The 21390-nt window shown below is 39.3% G+C and carries 20 protein-coding genes, 1 pseudogene and 1 other annotated feature; all 21 genes and pseudogenes read left to right on the top strand.

Going from position 1 to position 21390, the window contains the following annotated elements; genetic code table 11:
• Window positions 1-195 precede the first annotated feature (195 nt).
• The gene (locus G593_RS0106420) at window positions 196-1200 is read left to right on the top strand and encodes a helix-turn-helix transcriptional regulator (RefSeq protein WP_029731163.1); all 1005 of its coding nucleotides are present in this window, start codon (window positions 196-198) and stop codon (window positions 1198-1200) included.
• Window positions 1201-1383: 183 nt separating this feature from the next.
• A complete protein-coding gene (locus tag G593_RS18415) occupies window positions 1384-1560 on the top strand; it encodes a helix-turn-helix domain-containing protein (RefSeq protein ID WP_044994178.1) in 177 nt (58 codons plus the stop codon).
• Window positions 1561-1657: 97 nt separating this feature from the next.
• Window positions 1658-2197, top strand: coding sequence for a hypothetical protein (locus tag G593_RS0106410; RefSeq protein ID WP_029731162.1), 540 nt, complete (start codon window positions 1658-1660; stop codon window positions 2195-2197).
• A 380-nt stretch (window positions 2198-2577) separates the two neighbouring features.
• A pseudogene (locus tag G593_RS18410) lies at window positions 2578-5342 on the top strand (DUF3427 domain-containing protein).
• 32 nt (window positions 5343-5374) lie between these two features.
• The gene (locus tag G593_RS0106400; RefSeq protein ID WP_022278941.1) at window positions 5375-5782 is read left to right on the top strand and encodes a (deoxy)nucleoside triphosphate pyrophosphohydrolase; all 408 of its coding nucleotides are present in this window, start codon (window positions 5375-5377) and stop codon (window positions 5780-5782) included.
• 80 nt (window positions 5783-5862) lie between these two features.
• On the top strand, window positions 5863-6318 hold the full coding sequence (locus tag G593_RS0106390) for a YaiI/YqxD family protein (protein WP_005333664.1): 456 nt from the start codon (window positions 5863-5865) through the stop codon (window positions 6316-6318).
• A 5-nt stretch (window positions 6319-6323) separates the two neighbouring features.
• Window positions 6324-7049 carry an alpha/beta hydrolase gene (locus tag G593_RS0106385; protein WP_242827051.1) on the top strand — a complete coding sequence of 242 codons (726 nt, stop codon included), beginning with the start codon at window positions 6324-6326 and terminating at the stop codon, window positions 7047-7049.
• A 135-nt stretch (window positions 7050-7184) separates the two neighbouring features.
• Window positions 7185-7754, top strand: coding sequence for a DUF6933 domain-containing protein (locus tag G593_RS0106380; RefSeq protein WP_029731160.1), 570 nt, complete (start codon window positions 7185-7187; stop codon window positions 7752-7754).
• A 36-nt stretch (window positions 7755-7790) separates the two neighbouring features.
• Window positions 7791-8339, top strand: a complete 549-nt coding sequence (locus G593_RS0106375; protein WP_029731159.1) for a hypothetical protein — start codon at window positions 7791-7793, stop codon at window positions 8337-8339.
• 214 nt (window positions 8340-8553) lie between these two features.
• Complete coding sequence (locus G593_RS0106370) at window positions 8554-9420, top strand: TrmH family RNA methyltransferase (protein ID WP_029731158.1); 867 nt, start codon at window positions 8554-8556, stop codon at window positions 9418-9420.
• Between the two features lie 29 nt (window positions 9421-9449).
• Window positions 9450-9800 (top strand): arsenate reductase family protein, encoded by a 351-nt coding sequence (locus tag G593_RS0106365; protein ID WP_005339963.1) that lies wholly within the window; start codon window positions 9450-9452, stop codon window positions 9798-9800.
• Window positions 9801-9823: 23 nt separating this feature from the next.
• A complete protein-coding gene (locus G593_RS0106360) occupies window positions 9824-10042 on the top strand; it encodes a hypothetical protein (RefSeq protein WP_005339964.1) in 219 nt (72 codons plus the stop codon).
• Window positions 10043-10119: 77 nt separating this feature from the next.
• Entirely contained in the window at window positions 10120-11589 is a 1470-nt protein-coding gene (gene pap / locus G593_RS0106355; protein WP_005339965.1) for a polyphosphate:AMP phosphotransferase, read from the top strand.
• A 104-nt stretch (window positions 11590-11693) separates the two neighbouring features.
• Window positions 11694-12206, top strand: a complete 513-nt coding sequence (locus tag G593_RS0106350) for a flavodoxin family protein (RefSeq protein ID WP_029731157.1) — start codon at window positions 11694-11696, stop codon at window positions 12204-12206.
• Between the two features lie 131 nt (window positions 12207-12337).
• Window positions 12338-12607: a binding site (T-box leader), on the top strand.
• Window positions 12608-12739: 132 nt separating this feature from the next.
• Window positions 12740-14452 (top strand): carbon starvation CstA family protein, encoded by a 1713-nt coding sequence (locus G593_RS0106335; protein WP_005339968.1) that lies wholly within the window; start codon window positions 12740-12742, stop codon window positions 14450-14452.
• A 205-nt stretch (window positions 14453-14657) separates the two neighbouring features.
• The gene (locus tag G593_RS0106330; protein WP_029731155.1) at window positions 14658-16256 is read left to right on the top strand and encodes an AAA family ATPase; all 1599 of its coding nucleotides are present in this window, start codon (window positions 14658-14660) and stop codon (window positions 16254-16256) included.
• A gap of 284 nt (window positions 16257-16540) precedes the next feature.
• Window positions 16541-17557: an ADP-ribosylglycohydrolase family protein gene (locus G593_RS0106325; RefSeq protein WP_029731154.1), complete on the top strand. Its 1017-nt coding sequence runs from the start codon at window positions 16541-16543 to the stop codon at window positions 17555-17557.
• Window positions 17545-18462 carry a PfkB family carbohydrate kinase gene (locus G593_RS0106320; protein ID WP_029731153.1) on the top strand — a complete coding sequence of 306 codons (918 nt, stop codon included), beginning with the start codon at window positions 17545-17547 and terminating at the stop codon, window positions 18460-18462. Before G593_RS0106325 ends, G593_RS0106320 begins: the two co-directional genes overlap by 13 nt.
• Window positions 18455-19138 (top strand): nicotinamide riboside transporter PnuC, encoded by a 684-nt coding sequence (gene pnuC, locus G593_RS0106315; RefSeq protein WP_029731152.1) that lies wholly within the window; start codon window positions 18455-18457, stop codon window positions 19136-19138. The genes G593_RS0106320 and pnuC overlap by 8 nt, the downstream gene beginning before the upstream one ends.
• 142 nt (window positions 19139-19280) lie before the next feature.
• Entirely contained in the window at window positions 19281-19991 is a 711-nt protein-coding gene (locus G593_RS0106310) for a GntR family transcriptional regulator (RefSeq protein ID WP_029731151.1), read from the top strand.
• A 50-nt stretch (window positions 19992-20041) separates the two neighbouring features.
• Window positions 20042-21052 carry a response regulator transcription factor gene (locus G593_RS0106305; RefSeq protein WP_005339975.1) on the top strand — a complete coding sequence of 337 codons (1011 nt, stop codon included), beginning with the start codon at window positions 20042-20044 and terminating at the stop codon, window positions 21050-21052.
• Window positions 21053-21390 lie beyond the last annotated feature (338 nt).

Genomic DNA, 21390 nt, shown 5'->3' with positions numbered 1-21390 from the left:
CGCACGGAACAATCCGTAGGCATCATAGTTGGGGCTTTTGGCCCCAACATCATTATTATAAGAGAATAAGAAAAATAAATGAAAACAAGCTGGCCGAAAGGTCGGCCTGTTTTCATTTATGGGGGAGTTGAATGTACCATATTATTTCCATCTGTGATACAATCAAACTATCATCAGGTGAGGAGGAAGGCTGCGATGCCAAAAGGAAAGAATCAGAAGTTCAAATTATATCGACTTGCACAGATTATGTTAGAAAATACAGATGAAGAGCACTATATCACAATGCCGGAAATTAAAGAAAAGCTGGAAGAATACGAAGTCACTGCGGACCGGAAAAGTCTTTATAATGATCTGAAAGATCTGGAAAAGCTGGGGATAGAAGTGGAAGGCGAGCCTGTAGGAAACCGCTATCATTATCATGTGGTAGAGCGTCCGTTTGAACTTCCGGAATTAAAGCTTCTGGTAGATGCAATTCAGTCTTCGAAATTCATCACCCAAAAGAAGACAAATACACTGATTAAAAAGCTGGAGAAGCTGGTCAGTAAATATGACGCACAGAAACTGCAGCGACAAGTCTATGTGTCCGGCAGAATCAAGGCCATGAACGAAAGCATTTATTATACAGTTGATGCAATTCATAATGCGATATCAGAGAACCGGAAAATCAAGTTCCAGTATTATCAGTGGAATGTGAAAAAAGAAATGGAGCTTCGGCATGACGGCGCCTGGTATCATATCAGTCCATGGGGACTTTCTTGGGATGATGAGAATTATTATCTCGTAGGATATGATTCAGAAGCAGAATTGATCAAGCATTACCGGGTAGACAAAATGCTTCATATCAAAATGTCTGCAGAAGCACGCGAAGGAAAAGAATATTTCAAACAACTGGATATGGCAGACTATACCAAGAAAAGCTTCGGAATGTTCGGCGGAAAAGAAAAGACCGTAAAGCTTCTGGTAGATAATCGTCTGGCAGGAGTTATCATCGACCGATTCGGAAAAGACATTATATTCATACCAGCAGACGAAAATCATTTTACTGTAAATGTAGATGTACACGTCAGCAAGCAGTTCTTGGGTTGGGTATTCTCACTGGGCGAACAGGTGAAAATACTTTCACCGGAGGAAGTTGTAGAACAGATGCAAGGAGAAGTGAAAAGACTGGTAGAGCAGTATGACTCAAGGGTCAAGGTTTGAAAACTTATCCATATATGAATATAAGCGAAGCATAGTACGAATATCGGGCCGATTTTTTCTATTTTATAAAAATATATGGGCGAAAATATGATGAGAGGTGAGAATATAGCGAATTGACAACATAGCATATATCGGGTACTATTAAGTAACGCAATGCGTTGTTTCTGGCGGGAGAGTTTAATCATGAGTAGAGGAAAAGAAGTAAAAAAATTAAGAGAAAAAATGGGAATGAACAGACGTGAATTTAGTGACTACTATGGTATTCCGTATCGTACCGTTCAAGATTGGGAAGCAGAGAAAAGAGAACTTCCGGATTATTTACTGCGATTGTTGAAATACAGAGCGGAAATAGAGCGTTAAATCAAAAGTGGAGATAATTAAAATGTATCCTCTGTATATTTTTTTGCAATAAGCATAACGCAATGCGTTACAACACGTAAATATTTAGGAGGTTAACTTGGAGAGAAAAGTAAATGTTGTCGAAGATTTGAACGGAAAGAAAACAGTATTTATTCACGATATTCTGTTCAAGGGAAAAAGAGCAGTTAATTGGGATGAAGTTGAAAAGTATTTACGCCAGTATGTAGGAGAATTCTATCAGATAGAAGATTGCAATAAGATGATTTATATTGGATCGGATCTTCCTGATGAGTATACGCACTCAAATTATACTCGGATTTTGAAAGGAGCAAATGCGAAAGCAAAAGCGAATGCCGCACAGGGATTACCGGAATTGCTTAAAATAGCAACGAACGAGGTTTATGAAGATAATCGTAAGGAGAAGCATAGTAAAGATGCTAAATATGGTTGGTATTCATATGATTCAAGATTTGCTCTTCCGGTATTTGGTGATGATGGAGAAATAGAGAGATACAACGTCTTTAATGTTGCGATGTTGGTCAGACACGATGAAGATGGGAAGTATTACTTATACGATATCATGAAAATAAAAAAAGAAACGAGCAACCTTTTCCAGTCAAATGACTTTACTCAGTAACAAAACCCATTTCTTGCTTATATGATACATTGAACAGTATTAAATGTCAACGAAAAAAGCATAAGAAATCTCAATGAAAAGCCAGCCCAGCTATTCATCGGAAAGGCCATAGATGAAGAGTCAAGAAAAGAAGCCAGGAAGTCACGAAGAAGCCAAAGGGAAGTAAAGTAAGTTGGGAGCTTACGGAGTAAGATGTATCTAAGAAGCAAAAAAAGGAAGCTGCGCACTAATACTTAGTGAGATAGCCCCGAAAAGGGCAATAGAAGGGGGGTACGCGTTAAAAAATGGAGCGAGAGCGTAAACAAAGCAGATTTCAATGACAACCCCTCCCTCCATAAGGTATAATACTAACCAGAGTATTTTGTTTTGCTCATTACGGAATGAGAGGAAGATTTTTACATGGATACGAGAATACGATCAATGAATTGCAAAATGGCTTAAGTGCCGCTTATATAAATGGTTCTGTAGCTGCGAATCTGGCTTACAAGCCAGCATTTGTATCGAACAATCCGGAAGAGGGAAAGAAAGTTATTTCATCTGTGGAGGATGAATTGCTGCGCTGTGATCAGTTCCAGATCAGTGTTGCATTTATCACGATGGGTGGTGTGACACCGCTTCTTCAGACGTTAAAAGAGCTTGAGAAAAAGGGTGTTAAGGGACAGATTCTTACGACGAATTATCTGAATTTCAGTGAGCCGAGAGCACTTGAGAAACTCAATGGATTGAAAAATATTACGTTGAAAATGTATGACGTGGAAGCTGCTGGGAATGGCTTCCACACGAAGGGATATATTTTCAAGAAAGAAGAGATTTATAGGATTATCATTGGAAGTTCCAATATGACAAGTGCGGCACTTACGGTTAATAAAGAGTGGAATACGAAACTGATTTCTACGGAAAATGGAGACGTTGCAGAAGAAATCATAAAAGAGTTCAATAATCTTTGGAATAGCGAGTATGCACTACCTTATAATGATTTTTATGAAATTTACAAAGAGCGTTACAATATTATAAAGCATCAGCGCGAGATTGCGAAAAGTGAAGAAATTCCATCGCTGGAAAAATATCGATTAAAGCCGAATTCTATGCAGGAGAGATTTATAGTAAACCTGAGGAAGATTCTGGAGCAGGGAGAAGAGAGAGCATTGCTGATCTCCGCGACGGGTACTGGAAAGACGTATGCGTCGGCATTTGCCATGCGCGAAATGGGGTTTCAGAGAGTGTTATTTTTAGTGCATCGAAATCAAATAGCAAAACAGGCAATTAAGTCCTATCGCAAGGTGTTTGGTGGTTCGGTTTCAATGAGAATGGTGACTGGAAAATATCAGGAATATGACAAAGATTATATATTTGCGACAATTCAGACACTGAGTAAAGAGGAGACATTACAGAGATATAGTAGGCAGAGGTTTGATGCGATTGTGATTGATGAGGCACATCACAGTGCTGCCAATAGTTATAAAAAAGTATTGGATTATTTTCAGCCAAAGCTATGGCTTGGTATGACTGCAACACCAGATAAACGAGACGACAATTTGGAAGGAAGAAATATTTATGAGATTTTCAACCATCAGATTGCATACGAGATTCGTTTGCAAGATGCAATGGAAGAAGATTTGTTGTGCCCATTTCATTATTTTGGAATTACAGATTTGGATCTTATTGCAGATGGAGGAAAATCTTCAGAAGAAAAGATAGAGAATTTCCGACATCTGACCTCTGACGAACGTGTGGAAAATGTGATGAAGCAGGCAAGATATTTTGGCTATAGTGGAGAGCGTGTGAAAGGGTTGATATTCTGTAGTCGAATTGATGAAGCAAAAGAACTGTCTGCGAAATTTAATAAAAATGGCTGGAGAACATTGGTGCTTAGTGGAAATGATTCAGAAGAGGCGAGGGCAGCGGCTATTGAGAGACTAGCAGGAAAAGAATCGGAAAATGCATTGGATTATATTATTTCTGTAGACATATTCTCAGAAGGTGTTGATGTTCCGGAAATTAATCAGGTCATCATGCTTCGTCCAACACAATCTCCGATTGTATTTATTCAACAGTTAGGACGAGGATTGCGAAAAGCGGAAGATAAAGAGTATGTAGTAGTTTTGGATTTTATTGGAAATTATCAAAACAACTTTATGATTCCGATTGCTCTGTCAGGAGATCGAAGTTACAATAAAGATAACATTCGTCGCTATGTGACAGAAGGTGGAAGGATCATTCCAGGTGCCAGTACGATTCATTTTGATGAAATATCGAGAAAACGCATTTTCCAAGCAATTGATAATGCAAACTTTAGCGATATTAAGTTGATCCGGGAGAATTATACGAATCTAAAAAATAAATTGGGACACATTCCTGCATTAGCAGATTTTGATAAATATGGAGAAATGGATGTACTTAGAATTTTCGATAACAGCAGTCTGGGTTCTTATTACAAATTCCTTGTGAAATATGAAAAAGAGTACACGATTCGTCTGTCTGAAGATGAGGAAAAAGTAATTGGATTTATTTCTAAAAAACTTGCCAGTGGAAAACGTGTATATGAACTGGAATTACTAAAATATTTGATGGATTGTCCCAATAATCCTATAGGTTGGTTGCGTGAATTATCATCAAAAAAATATCACCATTTTATAGATGATAATTGTGCAGGAAATATTATAAATGTGATGACCAATGAATTTCCGACAAGCGCAGCTAAGAAAACTTACGCACAGTGCGTATTTTTAGAAAAAGAAGGGGACGATTATAGCGCATCAAAGTCATTTATGAAAATGTTAGATAATTCAGATTTCCGTTCTATTTTAGAAGAATTACTGGATTTTGGAATAACACGATATAAAGAAAATTATAGTGTTCATTATCAAGATACAGATTTGGTATTATATCAGAAATATACCTATGAAGACGCGTGTCGGTTACTGAATTGGGAAAGAAATGAAGTTCCATTGATGTACATCTTTTTGTAAGAAAGAATAAAGACGATAAGATATCCAAGGAATTTTATTATCTTGGAAGAGTAATTGCAACGGGAAATAAAAAAGAATTTATTATGCCAAATACAGATAAGACAGCAGTAGAAATTGAATGGGCATTGGAGACACCAGTGCGTGAGGACATTTATGAATACATTGTAAATGGATAAGAAGAGAACGGAAACAGGAGATAGAAATTAAGATGAAGACAGTAAAAGTAGTGGCAGCAGTTATAAAAGCACTGAATCAAGAAGGGGAGCCAATTATATTTGCAACACAGCGCGGATATGGAGAATTCAAAGACGGCTGGGAATTTCCGGGAGGTAAGATCGAAGAAGGTGAAACACCACAAGAAGCATTAAAACGCGAGATTATGGAAGAACTGGATACGGAAATCACAGTAGGAAAACTGATTGATACAATCGAGTATGAGTATCCGACATTCCATTTGTCCATGGACTGCTTCTGGTGCGAGGTCGTGAAAGGTGAACTGGTTCTGAAAGAAGCAGAAGACGCAAAGTGGTTGAAAAAAGATGAACTGGGAGAAATAGCCTGGTTGCCAGCAGACGTGGAGTTGATAGAGAAGATTGGAACAGAATTGGGAGAATAAGAAAATGAGTAATAATTCAGAAGTGGATTACACAATTGATTTCAAAGTAAAATTATTTAAAAATATTTTAGGAGAGAAACATGCGGGTATTCATTGATGCTGATGCCTGCCCGGTGGTCAGCATAGTTGAGAACATATCAAAAAAATACAACATTCCGGTGACTTTATTATGTGACACAAATCATGTCCTGACATCTGAGTACAGTGAAGTGATTGTTGTGGGTGCCGGAGCGGATGCTGTTGATTATAAGTTGATCAGCATTTGTCATAGGGGAGATATTGTGGTTTCACAGGATTATGGAGTGGCAGCGATGGCGTTGGGAAAGGGTGCATTTGCTATTCATCAGTCTGGCAAATGGTACACCAATGACAATATTGATCAGATGCTTATGGAGCGACATTTGAATAAGAAGGCGAGAAGAAGTTCTCATAAAAATCATATAAAAGGGCCGAAGAAACGTACTGAGGAAGATGATGAGCGGTTTGCGCAGTCATTTGAGAAAATGATAAGGATGGCAGTGGAATCAGAAATGTGATGAAAATGAAGAAGATAAATGTGACAGAGACAATCGTAGCAGATATACAATTACATATCGTACAGAATGGATCGGGAGGTCCGGTTATTTTCTGGGGCATGTATCCGCATCAGGGAGGAGAAGTAGAACATTTTTGGGAAGCTTTGATGGAGCTTGTGCCGGAACAGAAATTTTTGCTAGTAGCATTTCAGGTGGAAGACTGGAACCGGGATTTTTCACCCTGGGAAGCACCGGCGGCATTTGGAACGGAAGCATTTGATGGACAAGGCGCAAGGACGTTGAAGTGGTTGCTCGAGGAAGGAGTTCCATATATTGGCCGGACATATCATGTGAAAGAACAGGAGCACTGGCTGGCAGGCTATTCCCTGGCAGGATTATTTGCGCTGTGGGCGGCATACGAATGTGATACATTTGCTGGAATTGCGTGTTGTTCTGGTTCTCTATGGTTCAAGGATTGGGATATTTACATGAGAGAACATAAGTTGAAGCGAAAATGCAGCGTATATCTAAGCCTTGGAGGCAAGGAAGAAAAGACGAAGAACGCGGTAATGGCAACTGTGGGAGATTGCACCAGGGAACAAGAAAAATTGTTGCTGGAAGATCCATTGGCAGAGCGGGTAGTATTAGAGTGGAATCCCGGAGGACATTTCGCAGATTCCGGAAAGCGCCTGGCAAAAGGAATTCGATGGCTGTTAGAAAAATTGAAATTATTGCATTTGGTAAAATTGTAATAATTCTTAATCACAAGGGATTGCGAAAGAAGAGTACACTAATAAAATAATCGGTTAATGCAAGAAGAAAAGTTCGATGGTATAATGGAAGTATTCGAGGAAGGAAAAAGCTATACATAAGAATAGGTGATATATATGGAAATTGGTGCAACAAAGGCTGTTCAAGAACGATTAAAAGCAACAAAGATTAGTGAAATAAAAGAAACATCGCTTGTGTTTTGTTGGGATACACATTTGGCAAAAATAAAGAGAAGAAATGTACTGTTTATAGTAAATACCAGCAATCGCTATACAATAGCAATGACAGATATTGAATCAAGGAATTGGAATCATTATACATTGTATATTAGTCGTGTGTTTCATGGCGTGATGCAACAAATGGGTTATTTAGAAGATCAGATAGAACAGTATTTTAGAATGTCAGGTGATACGATTGTTACAAAAACACACGGTAAGAAATCCGTTGGCGGCATAAATAGAATGGTAACAGATGCACAGTATTTTGATAAGAAATTTGAGAAGGAAACAAAGTATCAGTGGGACTTGAATGAGTATCTTAACAGAGATATTTGCCAGCCAGATGGTTTTGACGCATATGGATATCCAAGGGAACTTTTTAAATTAGACATGGAACGTTTAGGGATTGTCCCAAAAAGAAAACCAGCAAAGGTGATTGATTTCAAGGCATATGTACATAGAAAATAATTTTAGTATGAGGCTATGAAGTAACAGGAGAAAATGATGAGTGAATATATTACAACATACACAGGAAAACATTTTGAACCAACAAATCCGGATTCGGAGTTGATTCGGATTGAGGATATTGCACATGCACTTTCCATGCTTTGCCGTGGAAATGGACATGTAAAGACATTTTGGTCGGTGGGACAGCATTGTATTTGTTGTGCTAGGGAGGCGGCAGCCCGTGGTCTGTCAAATCGAATGGTACTTGCATGCTTGCTTCATGATGCCAGTGAATGCTATATGTCCGATGTTCCGACTCCATTTAAGAATGAACTACCGGAATATCAGGAACAGGAAGAACATTTACTGAGTATGGTATATGAAAAATTTCTTGACTCAGATTTGACGGAGGAAGAGCAGAAAGAACTCAAAGAAATAGATCATGCAATGCTATGGTATGACTTGGAACATTTACTTGGAGAAATACAATACGGAGAAATTCCAGAGTTACATATTGACTTAGATTATACGGTTCGTCCATTTGAAGAAGTCGAAGAAGAATATCTGTCACTTTTCGAAAAATATTCTGGAACATTTTGCATATGAGATTGGAAATGAACGAGTATCTGAAATACTTTCGAATGCATTGAGAAAAAGACATCCTTATAGAGCCTTTAAAGATAAGATAAATGAATTGGGAATCAGTCAGCTTTATTATGATTACAGAAGTCAGGCGTATCTTGATAAGGCAGAAGAGTGGTGTAGGGAGAATTCAGTAGCATATAGAAGAAAATAGCATGGGAAAGGAATTGCAGACAAAATGCTAAACATATTAGAAATCAATGATTTTTCTGCACCGGAGCTTGATATTTATGCGAGACGTACCGAGGCGCAGCTTATAAATAAGGACAATCCGGAGGCTGGATTATTTATTGCGGAGAGTCCGAAGGTAATTGGCAGAGCGTTAGATGCGGGCTATATCCCGGTATCGGCTCTGGTCGAAAAGCATCAGATGAAAGAAAATGAAGAGACAAGGCAGATTCTGGAGAGGTTTGAAAGTACAGATGTCCCGATATTTACAGCGGAGTTTGAAGTGCTGACAAAAATGACCGGATTCAAATTGACAAGAGGAATGCTGTGCGCCCTAAAGCGTCAGCCGCTTATAGATTATCAGAATATGTGTGAGGGAAAAGACCGGATCGTCATTTTGGAAAATGTAATGAATCCGACGAATGTCGGTGCAATTTTCCGGTCGGCAGCAGCTTTGAACATGGATGCAGTTTTTCTGACTCCTGGATGCAGTGATCCACTTTACAGGAGAGCCTCAAGAGTCAGTATGGGAACGGTTTTTCAGATTCCGTGGACATTTATTCAGGACAATAATGAAATGCGTTGCCAGCGGGAGATACTTTGGCCCAGGCAGGCGATTACAGAACTTCGGGAAATGGGTTATAAGACGGCAGCGCTTGCGCTGACAGATGATTCGGTCGGAATCGACAATCCGGAACTTATGCAGGAAGAGAAGCTGGCAATTATTCTTGGAACCGAGGGCGAAGGTTTGATGGATAGGACAATTGAGATGTGTGATTACACAGTCAAGATTCCGATGTCACATGACGTTGATTCATTAAATGTAGCAGCGGCAAGTGCGGTGGCATTTTGGCAGCTGGGAAAGAAGCAAAAATAAGTAAAAACTATTACGGAGGGATTGAAAAGATGTTATTTTTATATTATCCAAAATGTTCTACTTGCCAGAAGGCAAAGAAATGGCTGGATGCCAATCACATTTCTTATGAGGAGCGTCACATTGTGGAGGAGAATCCAACTTACGAGGAGCTGAAGCAGTGGTATGAGAATGGGGATTTACCGCTAAAGAAGTTTTTTAATACAAGTGGTATGCTTTATAAAGAGCAAAAATTAAAAGACAAACTTCCTGACATGAGCGAGGAAGAGCAGTTGAGGCTTCTGGCGACAAACGGAATGCTTGTGAAACGACCATTGATCGTGAAAGAAAATCTTGTGTTGACGGGATTTAAAGAGAAAGAATGGACGGAAAAGTTATTATAAGGTCTGGGAAAGGAGATTATAACATGGGAAAAATTATAAATATTTTACCAATGGCAAATAGAGAAGACAATCTGCAGGAAATCATGGAGGCGCTGCAGGAGGTAAAAGATGCGCTTGTGGAAGTACTGGATCAGTATGAGGAGGAGGGAGCTGAGGAGAAAGCAGATACTTTGATGGAAGCATTGGATGCACTTGAAGATGCGTACGATGTAATCAATGATGCAGTAATGGATGAAATTTAGCAGTATCGGACGATACAGAGAGAGACAAGGATAAGAATAAGAATAAGAATAAGAATAAGAATAAGGAGGACTCGGATATGTTGACGAATTGGAATCCGGCACGTATGCCGGAAAAGGATGAGATGAAGTTACGTTTATCTACAGCCAGAAAGCAGTTGTATGATTTACAGATGAAGATCAAGGAACATAAAATTCCGGTAATTGTGCTTTTTGAAGGCTGGGGCACATCCGGAAAGGGAAGCACGATCGGTAAGGTGATCCGGAATATTGATCCGCGCTTTTTCAAGGTCGTGACAATGTCTGAGCCGACAGATGAGGAACTAAGATATCCATTTTTATATCGATTTTTTAAGGAGATTCCAGAAGCAGGGAAATTCACATTCCTGGATTCTGGCTGGTTGGAGCAGATCTGCAGAGAGCATTTAGAGGGGAAAACAGATGAAAAAGAATATGCTTCTCGTATAGAAAGTGTCCGCAATTTTGAAAGACAACTGACAGATAACGGTTATCTTGTCTTGAAGTTTTTTATGCAGATAGAGAAGAAAGAACAAAAAGAACGGGAGCAGGATCTTCTGGAAAGCAAGGATACAAAATGGCGCGTTTCCCTGTTCGATCAGTGGGAAAATGCACATTATAAAAAATGCAAAAAGGCATTTTCAAAGTACATGTCAGATACAAATTCATCTTCCGCACCATGGTATATCATTGATGCAGGTGACCAGAAGTGGGCAGAGCTGCAGGTGATGGAGACGCTGGTGAGCAACATTGAAGTGGCATTGCAGAATCAGGCGCATTCGGTGCCAATCTTGCAAAATGTATTTCCGCTGGAACCAATTCCACGTCTTGCAGATATTGATTTGCAGGACAAAATACTGAATGATGAAGAATACAAGAAAGAATTAAAACAGCTTCAGATAGAATTAGGAAAACTGCACAATAAACTTTATCGGAAAAGGATTCCGGTCATTATCACATATGAAGGCTGGGATGCAGCAGGAAAAGGCGGCAATATCAAACGAATTACCGAGGCGCTTGATCCAAGAGGTTATGAGGTACAACCGATTGCCAGACCGGAACCGCATGAAAAAGCAAGACATTATCTGTGGCGTTTTTGGACGAGACTGCCAAAAAGCGGGCATATTGCGATATTTGACAGAACCTGGTACGGCAGAGTGATGGTAGAGCGCCTGGAAGGATTCTGCAGTGAAAATGACTGGCAGCGTGCCTATAATGAAATCAATGAATTCGAAAAAGAATTAAAAGACTGGGGCGCTGTGATGATTAAGTTCTGGGTACAGATTGATAAAGATACCCAGCTGGCGAGATTTCAAGAGCGGCAAAATAATCCGGAGAAACAGTGGAAGATTACCGATGAAGACTGGAGAAATCGGGAAAAATGGGATGAATATGAAGTTGCGGTGAATGAAATGCTTCAAAAGACGAACACAGAATACGCACCGTGGCATATTCTGGAATCCGTAGATAAGAAATATGCCCGGATCAAAGCTTTGAAAATTGTGATCGAAGAAATAAAGAAATACGTTTAATCTTCTAAACCTACATCTCGCTTGCAACATGACCTCTGAGGGGGGCGTTTGAACAAGGGATGAAATCTATATAAACCGATACACAAATGATGGAGAAAATTATTATGAAGCTTGCAGTTATTTACCACTCAGAAACTGAAAATACAAAACAGGCAGCAGAATGGATTGCCGATGGAATGAATGGAGTCTCAGGAGTAGAAGCCAGAGCATTTTCTATTGAAAAAGTGGATGAAGATTTTGTAAAGGAAGCAAAAGGAATTGTAGTAGGTTCTCCTTCCTATATGGCACAGATGACACCGCAGATTCATAATTGGCTGTTTGAAAAAGCAGGAGAGTTAGAGTTTCCGGGGAAAATGGGTGGCGCATTTGCAACAGAGCAGTACACACATGGTGGCGGAACTCAGGTCATTCAGTCTATTTTGACAATTGAGATGGTAAAAGGAATGCTGTGCTATTCAGGCGGTATGGCTTGTGGAAAGCCAGTGATTCATCTTGGACCGGTCGGAGTAAATAATAATATGGAAAAGTTCAATGGAATGGGAAATTATAAAGAGTATTTTAATATTTATGGGAAGCGCTTTGCACAAAAGGCGGTAGAGATATTTAATAAAATATAACAAGATTTCATATCAAAAAAATAGAATTGTAAAAACTGCACAAACAGTCCTTTGTATTATTGTTAATTATGTTAAAATAGTCTCTTGCGTTTTAACGCAAAAAAGTGTAAAACATAATATAGTTAAAGAAAAGAAATGCAGTGAAAGGGATACGTCACAAAAGAGAACGCGATTTCAGAGAGTCGTTGGGTGGTGCGAAGCGACAGAACGGATTTTGTGATATCACCCGGGAGCATCCTTCTGAAATACTTAACATATTTAACATCAGAGCTAAAGTAAGCAGGGACGTAATCTTCACGTTACAGAAGAAACTGTTTGAGAATGACAGTGATAAGAGACTGTAGTTAGTGATAAATGCAGTAATACAAAGTGGTACCACGGAAGATAAATCCGCCTTTGTTATCCGAAAGGATAGCGAAGGCGTTTTTTTATTGTATGGAAACATATACGCAAGATCGATAATAATTTCAGAAATGCTGATTGGTGTTCCTGAGATTAATATATAATCAAAATATAAAGAAAGAGGGATTATTATGAGTGGAATACTTATGATGATAATTGCCATCGTAGTGCTCGGAGGAGCCTATCTTCTGTATGGCCGTTATCTCCAAAACAAATGGGGCATTGACCCGAATGCGAAAACTCCGGCGTATGAATTAGAAGACGGAGTGGATTATGTACCGGCTGATACTAACGTAGTATTTGGTCATCAGTTTGCATCAATTGCAGGAGCAGGTCCGATCAACGGACCAATTCAGGCAGCAATCTTCGGATGGCTTCCGGTTCTCTTATGGATTTTAATTGGTGGTGTATTCTTCGGAGCAGTTCAGGATTTCGCATCTATGTATGCATCTGTAAAGAACAAAGGCCGTACAATTGGATACATCATTGAAGAGTACATTGGAAAATTAGGTAAGAAATTATTCCTGTTATTCTGCTGGCTGTTCTGCATTCTGGTTGTCGCAGCATTTGCTGATGTCGTAGCCGGAACATTTAACGGATTCGCAACAAGTGAATCAGGAACAGTTACAAAAGTAGTAGCAAATGGAGCTGTTGCAACAACCTCTATGTTATTTATCGTAGAAGCAGTGGCACTTGGATTTTTCTTGAAATATTCAAAATTTAATAAGTGGGTAAATACAGCAGTAGCAGTTATTTTACTGGTAGTTGCAATTGCACTTGGACTTAACTTTCCAATCTATGTAAGTCTTGATATATGGCATCTTATTATTTTTGCTTACATTTTAGTTGCCAGTGTAACACCTGTATGGGCATTACTTCAACCTCGTGATTATCTGAACAGTTATCTGTTGATTTTTATGATCCTTGGTGCTGTTATTGGCGTATTTGTTGCAAATCCGGCATGTAATCTTGAAGCATTTACAGCATTCTCGATACCGGATGCAAATGGAAATCCGCAGTATATGTTCCCAATCTTGTTTGTAACAATCGCTTGTGGTGCAGTTTCAGGATTCCATTCACTGGTATCATCAGGTACTGCTTCCAAGCAGATTAAAAATGAGAAAAACATGCTTCCGGTTTCATTCGGTGCCATGTTAATGGAAAGTATGCTTGCAATTCTGGCATTGATTGCCGTTGCATCATTTGGAAAAGGTGAGGCAGCAGCACAGGGACTGACCACTCAGCCACAGATTTTCGCAGGAGCAATTGCGAACTTCCTGTCAGTCATCGGCCTGCCACATTCACTTGTATTTACACTGATCAACCTTGCAGTATCTGCATTTGCACTGACATCTCTGGATTCAGTAGCCAGAGTCGGACGTCTGTCGTTCCAGGAGTTCTGGATTGATTCAGATGTGGAAGACGAGAATATGAGTCCTTTCTTAAAGGTAGTAACGAACAAGTATTTTGCAACAATCATTACACTGGTACTTGCTTATTTCCTGACAAAAGTCGGATATGCAGAGATCTGGCCACTGTTCGGTTCAGCAAACCAGCTGTTATCTGTACTGGCACTTGTAGCCTGCGCAGTATTCTTAAAGAAGACAAAACGTCAGGGATTCATGCTCTGGGGACCAATGGTATTTATGATGGCAGTTACATTTACGGCACTTGGAATGACAATTGTAAAACTTACAAAGGCATTCATGACAACAGGATTGGATTTTGGAAATACATTGCAGCTTATCTTTGCAGTACTTCTGTTAATCCTTGGAGTGCTTGTAGCAATTCAGGGAATTAAGAAACTTCTTGAGAAGTCGGAAGATAAAAAAGTGACAGCCTAGGAAAATAATTCATAAAATGATAAAAGAATAAAATGGGAGTATAATAAGCTCTCGGATTAAGAAACGCCAGTTCCGGCAAATGTCGGTTCTGGCGTTTTTTTGAAGATTACGAAATAGAAACACAGTACCGGATACGGTGTTTTTATGTTATACTGTAGAAAAACATGGAAAGAATTTATTATATAGCAGAGAGGAGTGTGCAGATATGGGGATGTTTGTGAATCCTGGAAATTCAGCATTTCAAGTTGCACTTAATTCTGAAATTTATGTTGATAAGACAGGATTGCTGGAATATACAAACAAAGTTATGAATACGTTACAAGGCTATATCTGCAATAGCCGCCCGCGAAGATTCGGAAAGTCAATTACCGCTAATATGCTTACGGCGTATTATAGCAAAGGGTGCGATTCGAAAGAAATGTTTTCAAATTTGGAGATCAGTAAAACGCCAGATTTTGAGAAACGTTTAAATAAATATGATGTGATTCACGTGGACATTCAATGGTGCATGGAACCTGCAGGAGGAGCAGATAATATTGTATCCTATATATCAGAAAAGACAATTTCTGAATTAAAAGAATATTATCCTGATGTGCTGACAGAGCATCTTGTATCATTACCAGAGGTATTATCGAAAATCAATACAGAGACCGGAACAAAATTTATTGTAATTATTGATGAATGGGATGTCCTGATTCGTGACAAAGCGGCCGATCAAAAAATTCAAGATGAATATATAGGGTTTTTACGAGGACTATTTAAAGGGACAGAGCCTACAAAATATATTCAACTGGCTTATCTGACAGGTATTTTGCCGATAAAAAAAGAAAAGACGCAATCTGCATTGAATAATTTTGATGAATTTACAATGTTAAGTCCGGGTAAGCTTGCACAATACATTGGATTTACAGAAGAAGAGGTAAGAGAACTTTCAGGATCATATCATCAGGAATTTGAAAAAGTAAAAAGATGGTATGACGGTTATCTGTTGAGAGATTATCAGGTCTACAATCCGAGAGCTGTTGTAAGTGTCATGTTGAATAGTGAATATAAAAGTTACTGGTCTGAAACAGCTTCTTATGAAGCGATTGTTCCACTGATCAATATGAATTATGATGGTCTGAAAACGGCAATTATTGAGATGATTTCTGGGACAGCAGTCAAGGTTAACACAGCAACATTTAAAAATGATACGGTAAATATCCAGAGTAAAGACGATGTGTTGACCTACATGATTCATTTGGGGTATCTGGGATATGACCAGGTAAAGAAAATGGCTTTTGTTCCGAATGAAGAAATTCGTCAGGAGCTTATTACGGCAGTCAATTGTAAACCATGGAATGAGATGCTCATGTTCCAGCAGGAATCAGAAAATCTGCTGGAGGCAACATTGGATATGGATAGTGTTGCAGTCGCGAACCAAATTGAAACAATTCATAATGAATACGCATCAGTAATTCAGTATCACAATGAAAATTCATTGAGTAGTGTGCTGACAATTGCATATTTAAGTGCGATGCAGTATTATTTTAAACCAGTACGGGAACTGCCAACGGGGCGTGGTTTTGCAGATTTTGTGTTTATTCCTAAACCGGAATATAAAAATGATTATCCGGCATTAATTGTTGAATTAAAATGGAATCAAAATGCTCAGACAGCAATGGAGCAGATAAAAGAGAAGAAATATCCGTCTTCGGGTTTGGATTACACAGGGAATATTTTACTTGTAGCAATCAATTACGATAAAGCTACTAAAGAACATCAGTGCATCATTGAAGAATATGAGAAAGCTGAAAGCTTATAAGAACAGTGCAGGTACAGATGAATATCGAGCATGAAGGAAAGTGTTTATTTTACAGGGAAATCAAAATAACAACAAGTCGGATTTTAAGGAATTCGGCTTGTTGTTATTTTAGACAAAAATCAGACTTGTATTTATTCAAAAAACGATGAAAATTGACAAAAATGCTGAAAAGTTGTAAAAATATGAAAGTATATTGACATAAATAACCGATATGTATAAAATAAACGCAACAAGAAATAATACAAGCTGTACTATCAAGATGTATCTGAAAGGAGCAAAGAAACATGGAATTAAGAGATAAAATTGCCGGAGCATTATATGGAATGGCACTTGGTGATGCGATGGGAATGCCGGCAGAATTGTGGGGCAGAGAAAGGGCAAGAAAATTCTTTGGTGGAAAAATCACAGAATTCATTGACGGACCCAAAGAGAATGATGTTGCATTTAATTATAATAAAGCTCAGTTCACGGATGATACTGGACAGGCAATGGTTCTTTTGGATTCATTGAAGGCAACTGGTTATGTGCCAAATGCTTCAGATATAGCAAAGCGTATGCTGGAATGGGCTGAAAAAGAGAATGCATTTGAAAATAATATTTTAGGACCGACCTCTAAGCTTGCACTGGCGAATTTCCGAGATGGAGTAGATGCAAGTGCGATAACGAACAAAGCTTTATCCAATGGAAGTTCTATGAGAATTGCACCAATCGGCTGCCTCTTTACACCAGATCAGAGAAAAGAACTGATAGATTATGTGTACGGAGTTTCCAAGGCAACACATACAAGTGATGTTACAATCGCCGGAGCAGCTATGATTGCAGAAGGTGTTGCATCTGCAATTGTCAATGATGATTTCGAGCAGGTGTTAAGTGATATTCTTTCTGTAGAAGAAGCCGGATACGAAAAAGGTTGTGAGACATTCAGCCCGAGACTTGCAGAGAGAGTAAAGATTGGTGTTCAGATTGCAAAAGAATATGCAGACGATGAAGAGGCATTTTCTAAGAAAATCTATGATGTAATTGGAGCAGGAGTTGGAATTATTGAATCTGTTCCGGCAGCGGTTTCCATTGCATATTACACACAGGATCCAAATAAATGTTGTCTGATGTGTGCAAATCTTGGCGGTGACACAGATACAATCGGAGCGATGGCAACAGCTATATGTGGGGCATTTGTTGGTTATTCAAAGATTAATCCAGAGTACACAGAACTTTTAAGAGTTCAAAACCCGGAGACAAATTTTGAGGAGTATATCAATATTCTTGAAAAAGGAAGGGAGCTGTTGGGATGCGGACGCTAGTAGTCGGAGCTGCGATTGTTGATCTGATGATGAAGGTTGAACGTCTCCCAAAGAGTGGGGAGGATATTCCCTGCAAGGAGACGAAAACGGTAGTTGGCGGCTGTGCGTACAATGTTGCCAACACATTGAGAAATCTGAAATGTGAACATGATTTGTGTGTGCCGGTGGGAAGCGGTTCATTTGCAGATATTATCCGTAGAGGCATGAAGGAAAAAGGATATGAGCCGATGATTGAAGAACCGGGAGAGGATAACGGTTATTGCCTGAGTCTTGTAGAGGCTGATGGAGAAAGAACATTTATCACAGTGCAGGGAGCGGAATGCCACTTCAAAAAGGAATGGTTTGAGCAAATCGACATGGACAACTATGAGAATATCTACATCGCAGGCTATCAGGTTTGTGGAAAAAGTGGTGAAATCATTTCACAATGGTTGAAAACAGTGGAAAATGTGGAAGAAAAGCATATCTTTTTTGCACCGGGACCGATGATTACGGCAATCGAATCTGAAACAATGGAAAACCTTTTTACATTAAAGCCAATCTTACATATTAATGAAGCAGAAGCAAAGGGTTATACACAGCAGGAAAATGTAGAAGAAGCAGTGAGAGCTCTTTATGAGAAGAGTGGCAATCTCGTATTTGTTACGCTTGGGGCAGAAGGAACCTTGTTCTATGATGGAAAAGAAATGAGAAGGGTCGCATCTGTTAAGACCAATGTTGTGGACACTGTAGGAGCCGGAGACAGTCATATCGGGGCGATTATTGCAGGAATGTCAAAGGGAATGAAAGTAGAAGATGCCGTATTACTTGCAAATCGTACGGCAGCGGCAATTGTAGGAACGTCCGGACCGGTTATGGACCTGGAGGAATTTCAGAAGATTTCGGAGGAATGGGAAAATGAATAAAATAAAAGAATTTTTTACAGATTGGAGCTGGAAAGAAAAAGCATGGCTTGCATTTGTACTGATTGTACAGACAGTAGCCTGGGCAATTCAGAAAGAAAGTCTGTTTATGCTGGTCATGACGCTGACAAGTAGTCTGAACCTGGTACTTGGAGCAAAAGGTAAAGTTGCCGGTCTGTATTTTGCAATTATCAACAGTGCATTATATGCGATTAACTGCATGGGTATTCCGCTTTACGGTGAGGTCATGTACAACTTAATCTACTCAATTCCGGTCAGTGCCATTGCAATCTTCACATGGAAAAAGAACATGACAAAGGGTGGAGAAGTAAAATTCCGCACGATGACACCAAAGATTATGTTCACAACAGTAGCAGTGACAATTATCGGAGTACTTGGATACATGCAGATTCTGAAATGGATGGGTGGAAATCTTCCATTTATGGATTCTCTGACAACAGTCGTATCGGTTGTGGCAAGTTTCCTGTATCTGCTTCGTTTCTCAGAGCAGTGGGCAATGTGGGCAATTGTAAATGCACTTTCCATTGTGATGTGGATCATGGTATTTATGCAGGGAGATTCTTCTGCACTGCTGATTATCATTATGAAGACAATCAACTTCATCAACTCCACATACGGTTTCCTGAACTGGAGAAAAATTGCAAAAGAAACTGCATAATAACGGACAAAAATAGAGGATTTTATGTTAAAATAATAAAAGATCAAGAAGGCCATGGATTTCATGTGAGTATGAGATCTGTGGCTTTTTGCGTTAACGATAAGCCAAAGTTATTCTTTATGGCGAACAGGTGGAAAGTAAGATGACCAAATACGAAATAATCAAGCAAGAGATAAAAGAACAGATCGAAGATAATATTTTAAAACCCAATCAGGTAATTAAATCTGAGAATGAAATGTGCCAGTGTTATAAAGTCAGTCGTGTGACGGTGAGAAAAGCAATTGACGAATTGTGTGCAGAAGGGATCTTGTACCGGATCAAGGGAAAGGGCTGCTTTGTGAGAGAACAGACAGATCAGAAAAGATCAAGAATCTATAGTTTTACAGAGGCTGTAAGGAACGAAGGAAAGTTGCCGGGCAAGAAGCAGTTGTCTTTAGAAAAAAAAGAAGCAGATGCGTATCTGGCAGATAAACTTCAGATAGAAGAAGGAGAAGAGGTTTTTGAAATCCAAAGCCTTTATTATGCAGATGGTATTCCGTATAGTTTAAATACAGCAGTATTACCGGCAAAAAGATTTGAAAAGTTAGATTTTTTTGACTTCAATAACCGGTCTTTATATGAAGTGCTTGGTTCATTCTATGGGACATATATGTACCGGGTGAGACAGACACTGGAAGCTACAACAGCAGATGTGTCGGTGAGCCGGTTACTGGAACGGGACGAAAGTCAGCCTTTATTGAGAATTAAAGCGATTTCCTATTGTCTGGAAGACAATCAGGAGATTCCGGTAGAATATTATGAGGCGTATATTTTAACAGATATACAGAATTATTATGTAGAAAAGTTTCATTGATAAAGGCCATATTGACAGAAAATATAATTTTATAAGAAGTGGTGAAAGAAATGAAAATATCTGACAGAGTCATCCTTCCTTTGGTTGGAAGTGCATTTCAACCGGGAAAGGCTGCAGAAGCAATTGAGAAAATAGAAGATAAGGAACTGGCACAGATTGCACAGGGAGAATATTATTTCTTCTCAGCTCAGGCAGAAAGATGTGTGGAGACGATAAAAGATTATCTGGATCACGATGATGTGATGCTCCGGCTATCGGCAGATATGCTTTACACATTTGCGAATCTTACACTTGGAGATTCTCAGGCAGCACAGCATACAAGGGAAGATGTACATCAGTGTCTGACACGGGCAATGCAGGAGGACACGCCTGTGAATGTAAAGGCGGCGTGTCTGTTCGCATTTTATGTAATCAGCACATTTCTTCATATACCGCCGGAGGAAGGAACCCCGCCACTTCAGCAGTACATTCCGTATCTTCCAATTGGGCAACGATTATTTGCAGTAAGTCTTTTAGCACATGAGATTTATCTGAGACAGGATTATGCAAAGGCAAAAGGTGTTGTACAGGGGGCATTTCTGATGGCAGACGGAGTTTATCCGATTTCCATGATTTATCTGGGGTGCGTACAGGCAGTGTGTCAGATTAATCTGAAAGAACAAGAAGAAGCAATTCAGACGGTGACCCGGGCATGGGAGAGGGCAAGAGCGGACAAATTCATGGAACCATTTATCGAGTATCATGGTCTGCTTCAGGGGACTATGGAAGTCTGTATCCGGAAAAAAGAGCCGGAAATGTACAAGAAGCTGGTGGATGGTGTACTTGCATTTAGCCGTGGCTGGATGAAAATTCACAATCCCAAGACGCAAAAGGCAGTGACGGATCTTTTGACTCCGCTGGAATATTCTATAGCCATGCTGGCGTGCAGGGATTGGACGAATCAGGAAATCGCAGAACATATGGGAATGTCAGTGAATACGGTCAAGCACTATGTCTCCGGAATTCTGGAAAAACTACAGATTGATAAACGCGATAAGATTAAAGAATTCGTAAATCAATAGAATAACAGGATACGAAAAAGTGTCTGTTTTACAAAAGAAATTGTAAAATAGGCACTTTTTTGGCTTTCAACGGGCATGTGAGAGATGTATTTTCTTTGGTACAATATATATGATACCAGAGTCAAAAGGTCTAAAGACACATGAGCTTGCTCATATGTGACTGAAAGACCTTGGGACTCGCCCCAATATGAGCCTAAAAGTGGGATGTTAATCCCACGATATGCGAATAGTGGGGAGAATTGTGGGAGTGCGTAGCACGGAACAATTCGTAGGTATCATATATGTAATTTAGCATATAATTACTCGTTTTCAGAGGGAAAAATGAGGAGGGAATACAT

Origin of the sequence: Dorea sp. AGR2135, assembly GCF_000420885.1 — a bacterium.
Lineage (GTDB): Bacteria > Bacillota > Clostridia > Lachnospirales > Lachnospiraceae > Dorea > Dorea formicigenerans.
This window is presented reverse-complemented; position numbering and strand designations above follow the sequence as displayed.

Coding starts and splice junctions, on each gene's coding strand:
- G593_RS0106335 (WP_005339968.1), top strand. CDS start 12,740: ATGAGTGGAATACTTATGATGATAATTGCCATCGTAGTGCTCGGAGGA.
- G593_RS0106365 (WP_005339963.1), top strand. CDS start 9,450: ATGTTATTTTTATATTATCCAAAATGTTCTACTTGCCAGAAGGCAAAG.
- G593_RS0106360 (WP_005339964.1), top strand. CDS start 9,824: ATGGGAAAAATTATAAATATTTTACCAATGGCAAATAGAGAAGACAAT.
- G593_RS0106330 (WP_029731155.1), top strand. CDS start 14,658: ATGGGGATGTTTGTGAATCCTGGAAATTCAGCATTTCAAGTTGCACTT.
- G593_RS0106375 (WP_029731159.1), top strand. CDS start 7,791: ATGAGTGAATATATTACAACATACACAGGAAAACATTTTGAACCAACA.
- G593_RS0106420 (WP_029731163.1), top strand. CDS start 196: ATGCCAAAAGGAAAGAATCAGAAGTTCAAATTATATCGACTTGCACAG.
- G593_RS0106320 (WP_029731153.1), top strand. CDS start 17,545: ATGCGGACGCTAGTAGTCGGAGCTGCGATTGTTGATCTGATGATGAAG.
- pap (WP_005339965.1), top strand. CDS start 10,120: ATGTTGACGAATTGGAATCCGGCACGTATGCCGGAAAAGGATGAGATG.
- G593_RS0106400 (WP_022278941.1), top strand. CDS start 5,375: ATGAAGACAGTAAAAGTAGTGGCAGCAGTTATAAAAGCACTGAATCAA.
- G593_RS0106380 (WP_029731160.1), top strand. CDS start 7,185: ATGGAAATTGGTGCAACAAAGGCTGTTCAAGAACGATTAAAAGCAACA.
- G593_RS0106310 (WP_029731151.1), top strand. CDS start 19,281: ATGACCAAATACGAAATAATCAAGCAAGAGATAAAAGAACAGATCGAA.
- G593_RS0106390 (WP_005333664.1), top strand. CDS start 5,863: ATGCGGGTATTCATTGATGCTGATGCCTGCCCGGTGGTCAGCATAGTT.
- G593_RS18415 (WP_044994178.1), top strand. CDS start 1,384: ATGAGTAGAGGAAAAGAAGTAAAAAAATTAAGAGAAAAAATGGGAATG.
- G593_RS0106305 (WP_005339975.1), top strand. CDS start 20,042: ATGAAAATATCTGACAGAGTCATCCTTCCTTTGGTTGGAAGTGCATTT.
- G593_RS0106385 (WP_242827051.1), top strand. CDS start 6,324: ATGAAGAAGATAAATGTGACAGAGACAATCGTAGCAGATATACAATTA.
- pnuC (WP_029731152.1), top strand. CDS start 18,455: ATGAATAAAATAAAAGAATTTTTTACAGATTGGAGCTGGAAAGAAAAA.
- G593_RS0106370 (WP_029731158.1), top strand. CDS start 8,554: ATGCTAAACATATTAGAAATCAATGATTTTTCTGCACCGGAGCTTGAT.
- G593_RS0106325 (WP_029731154.1), top strand. CDS start 16,541: ATGGAATTAAGAGATAAAATTGCCGGAGCATTATATGGAATGGCACTT.
- G593_RS0106350 (WP_029731157.1), top strand. CDS start 11,694: ATGAAGCTTGCAGTTATTTACCACTCAGAAACTGAAAATACAAAACAG.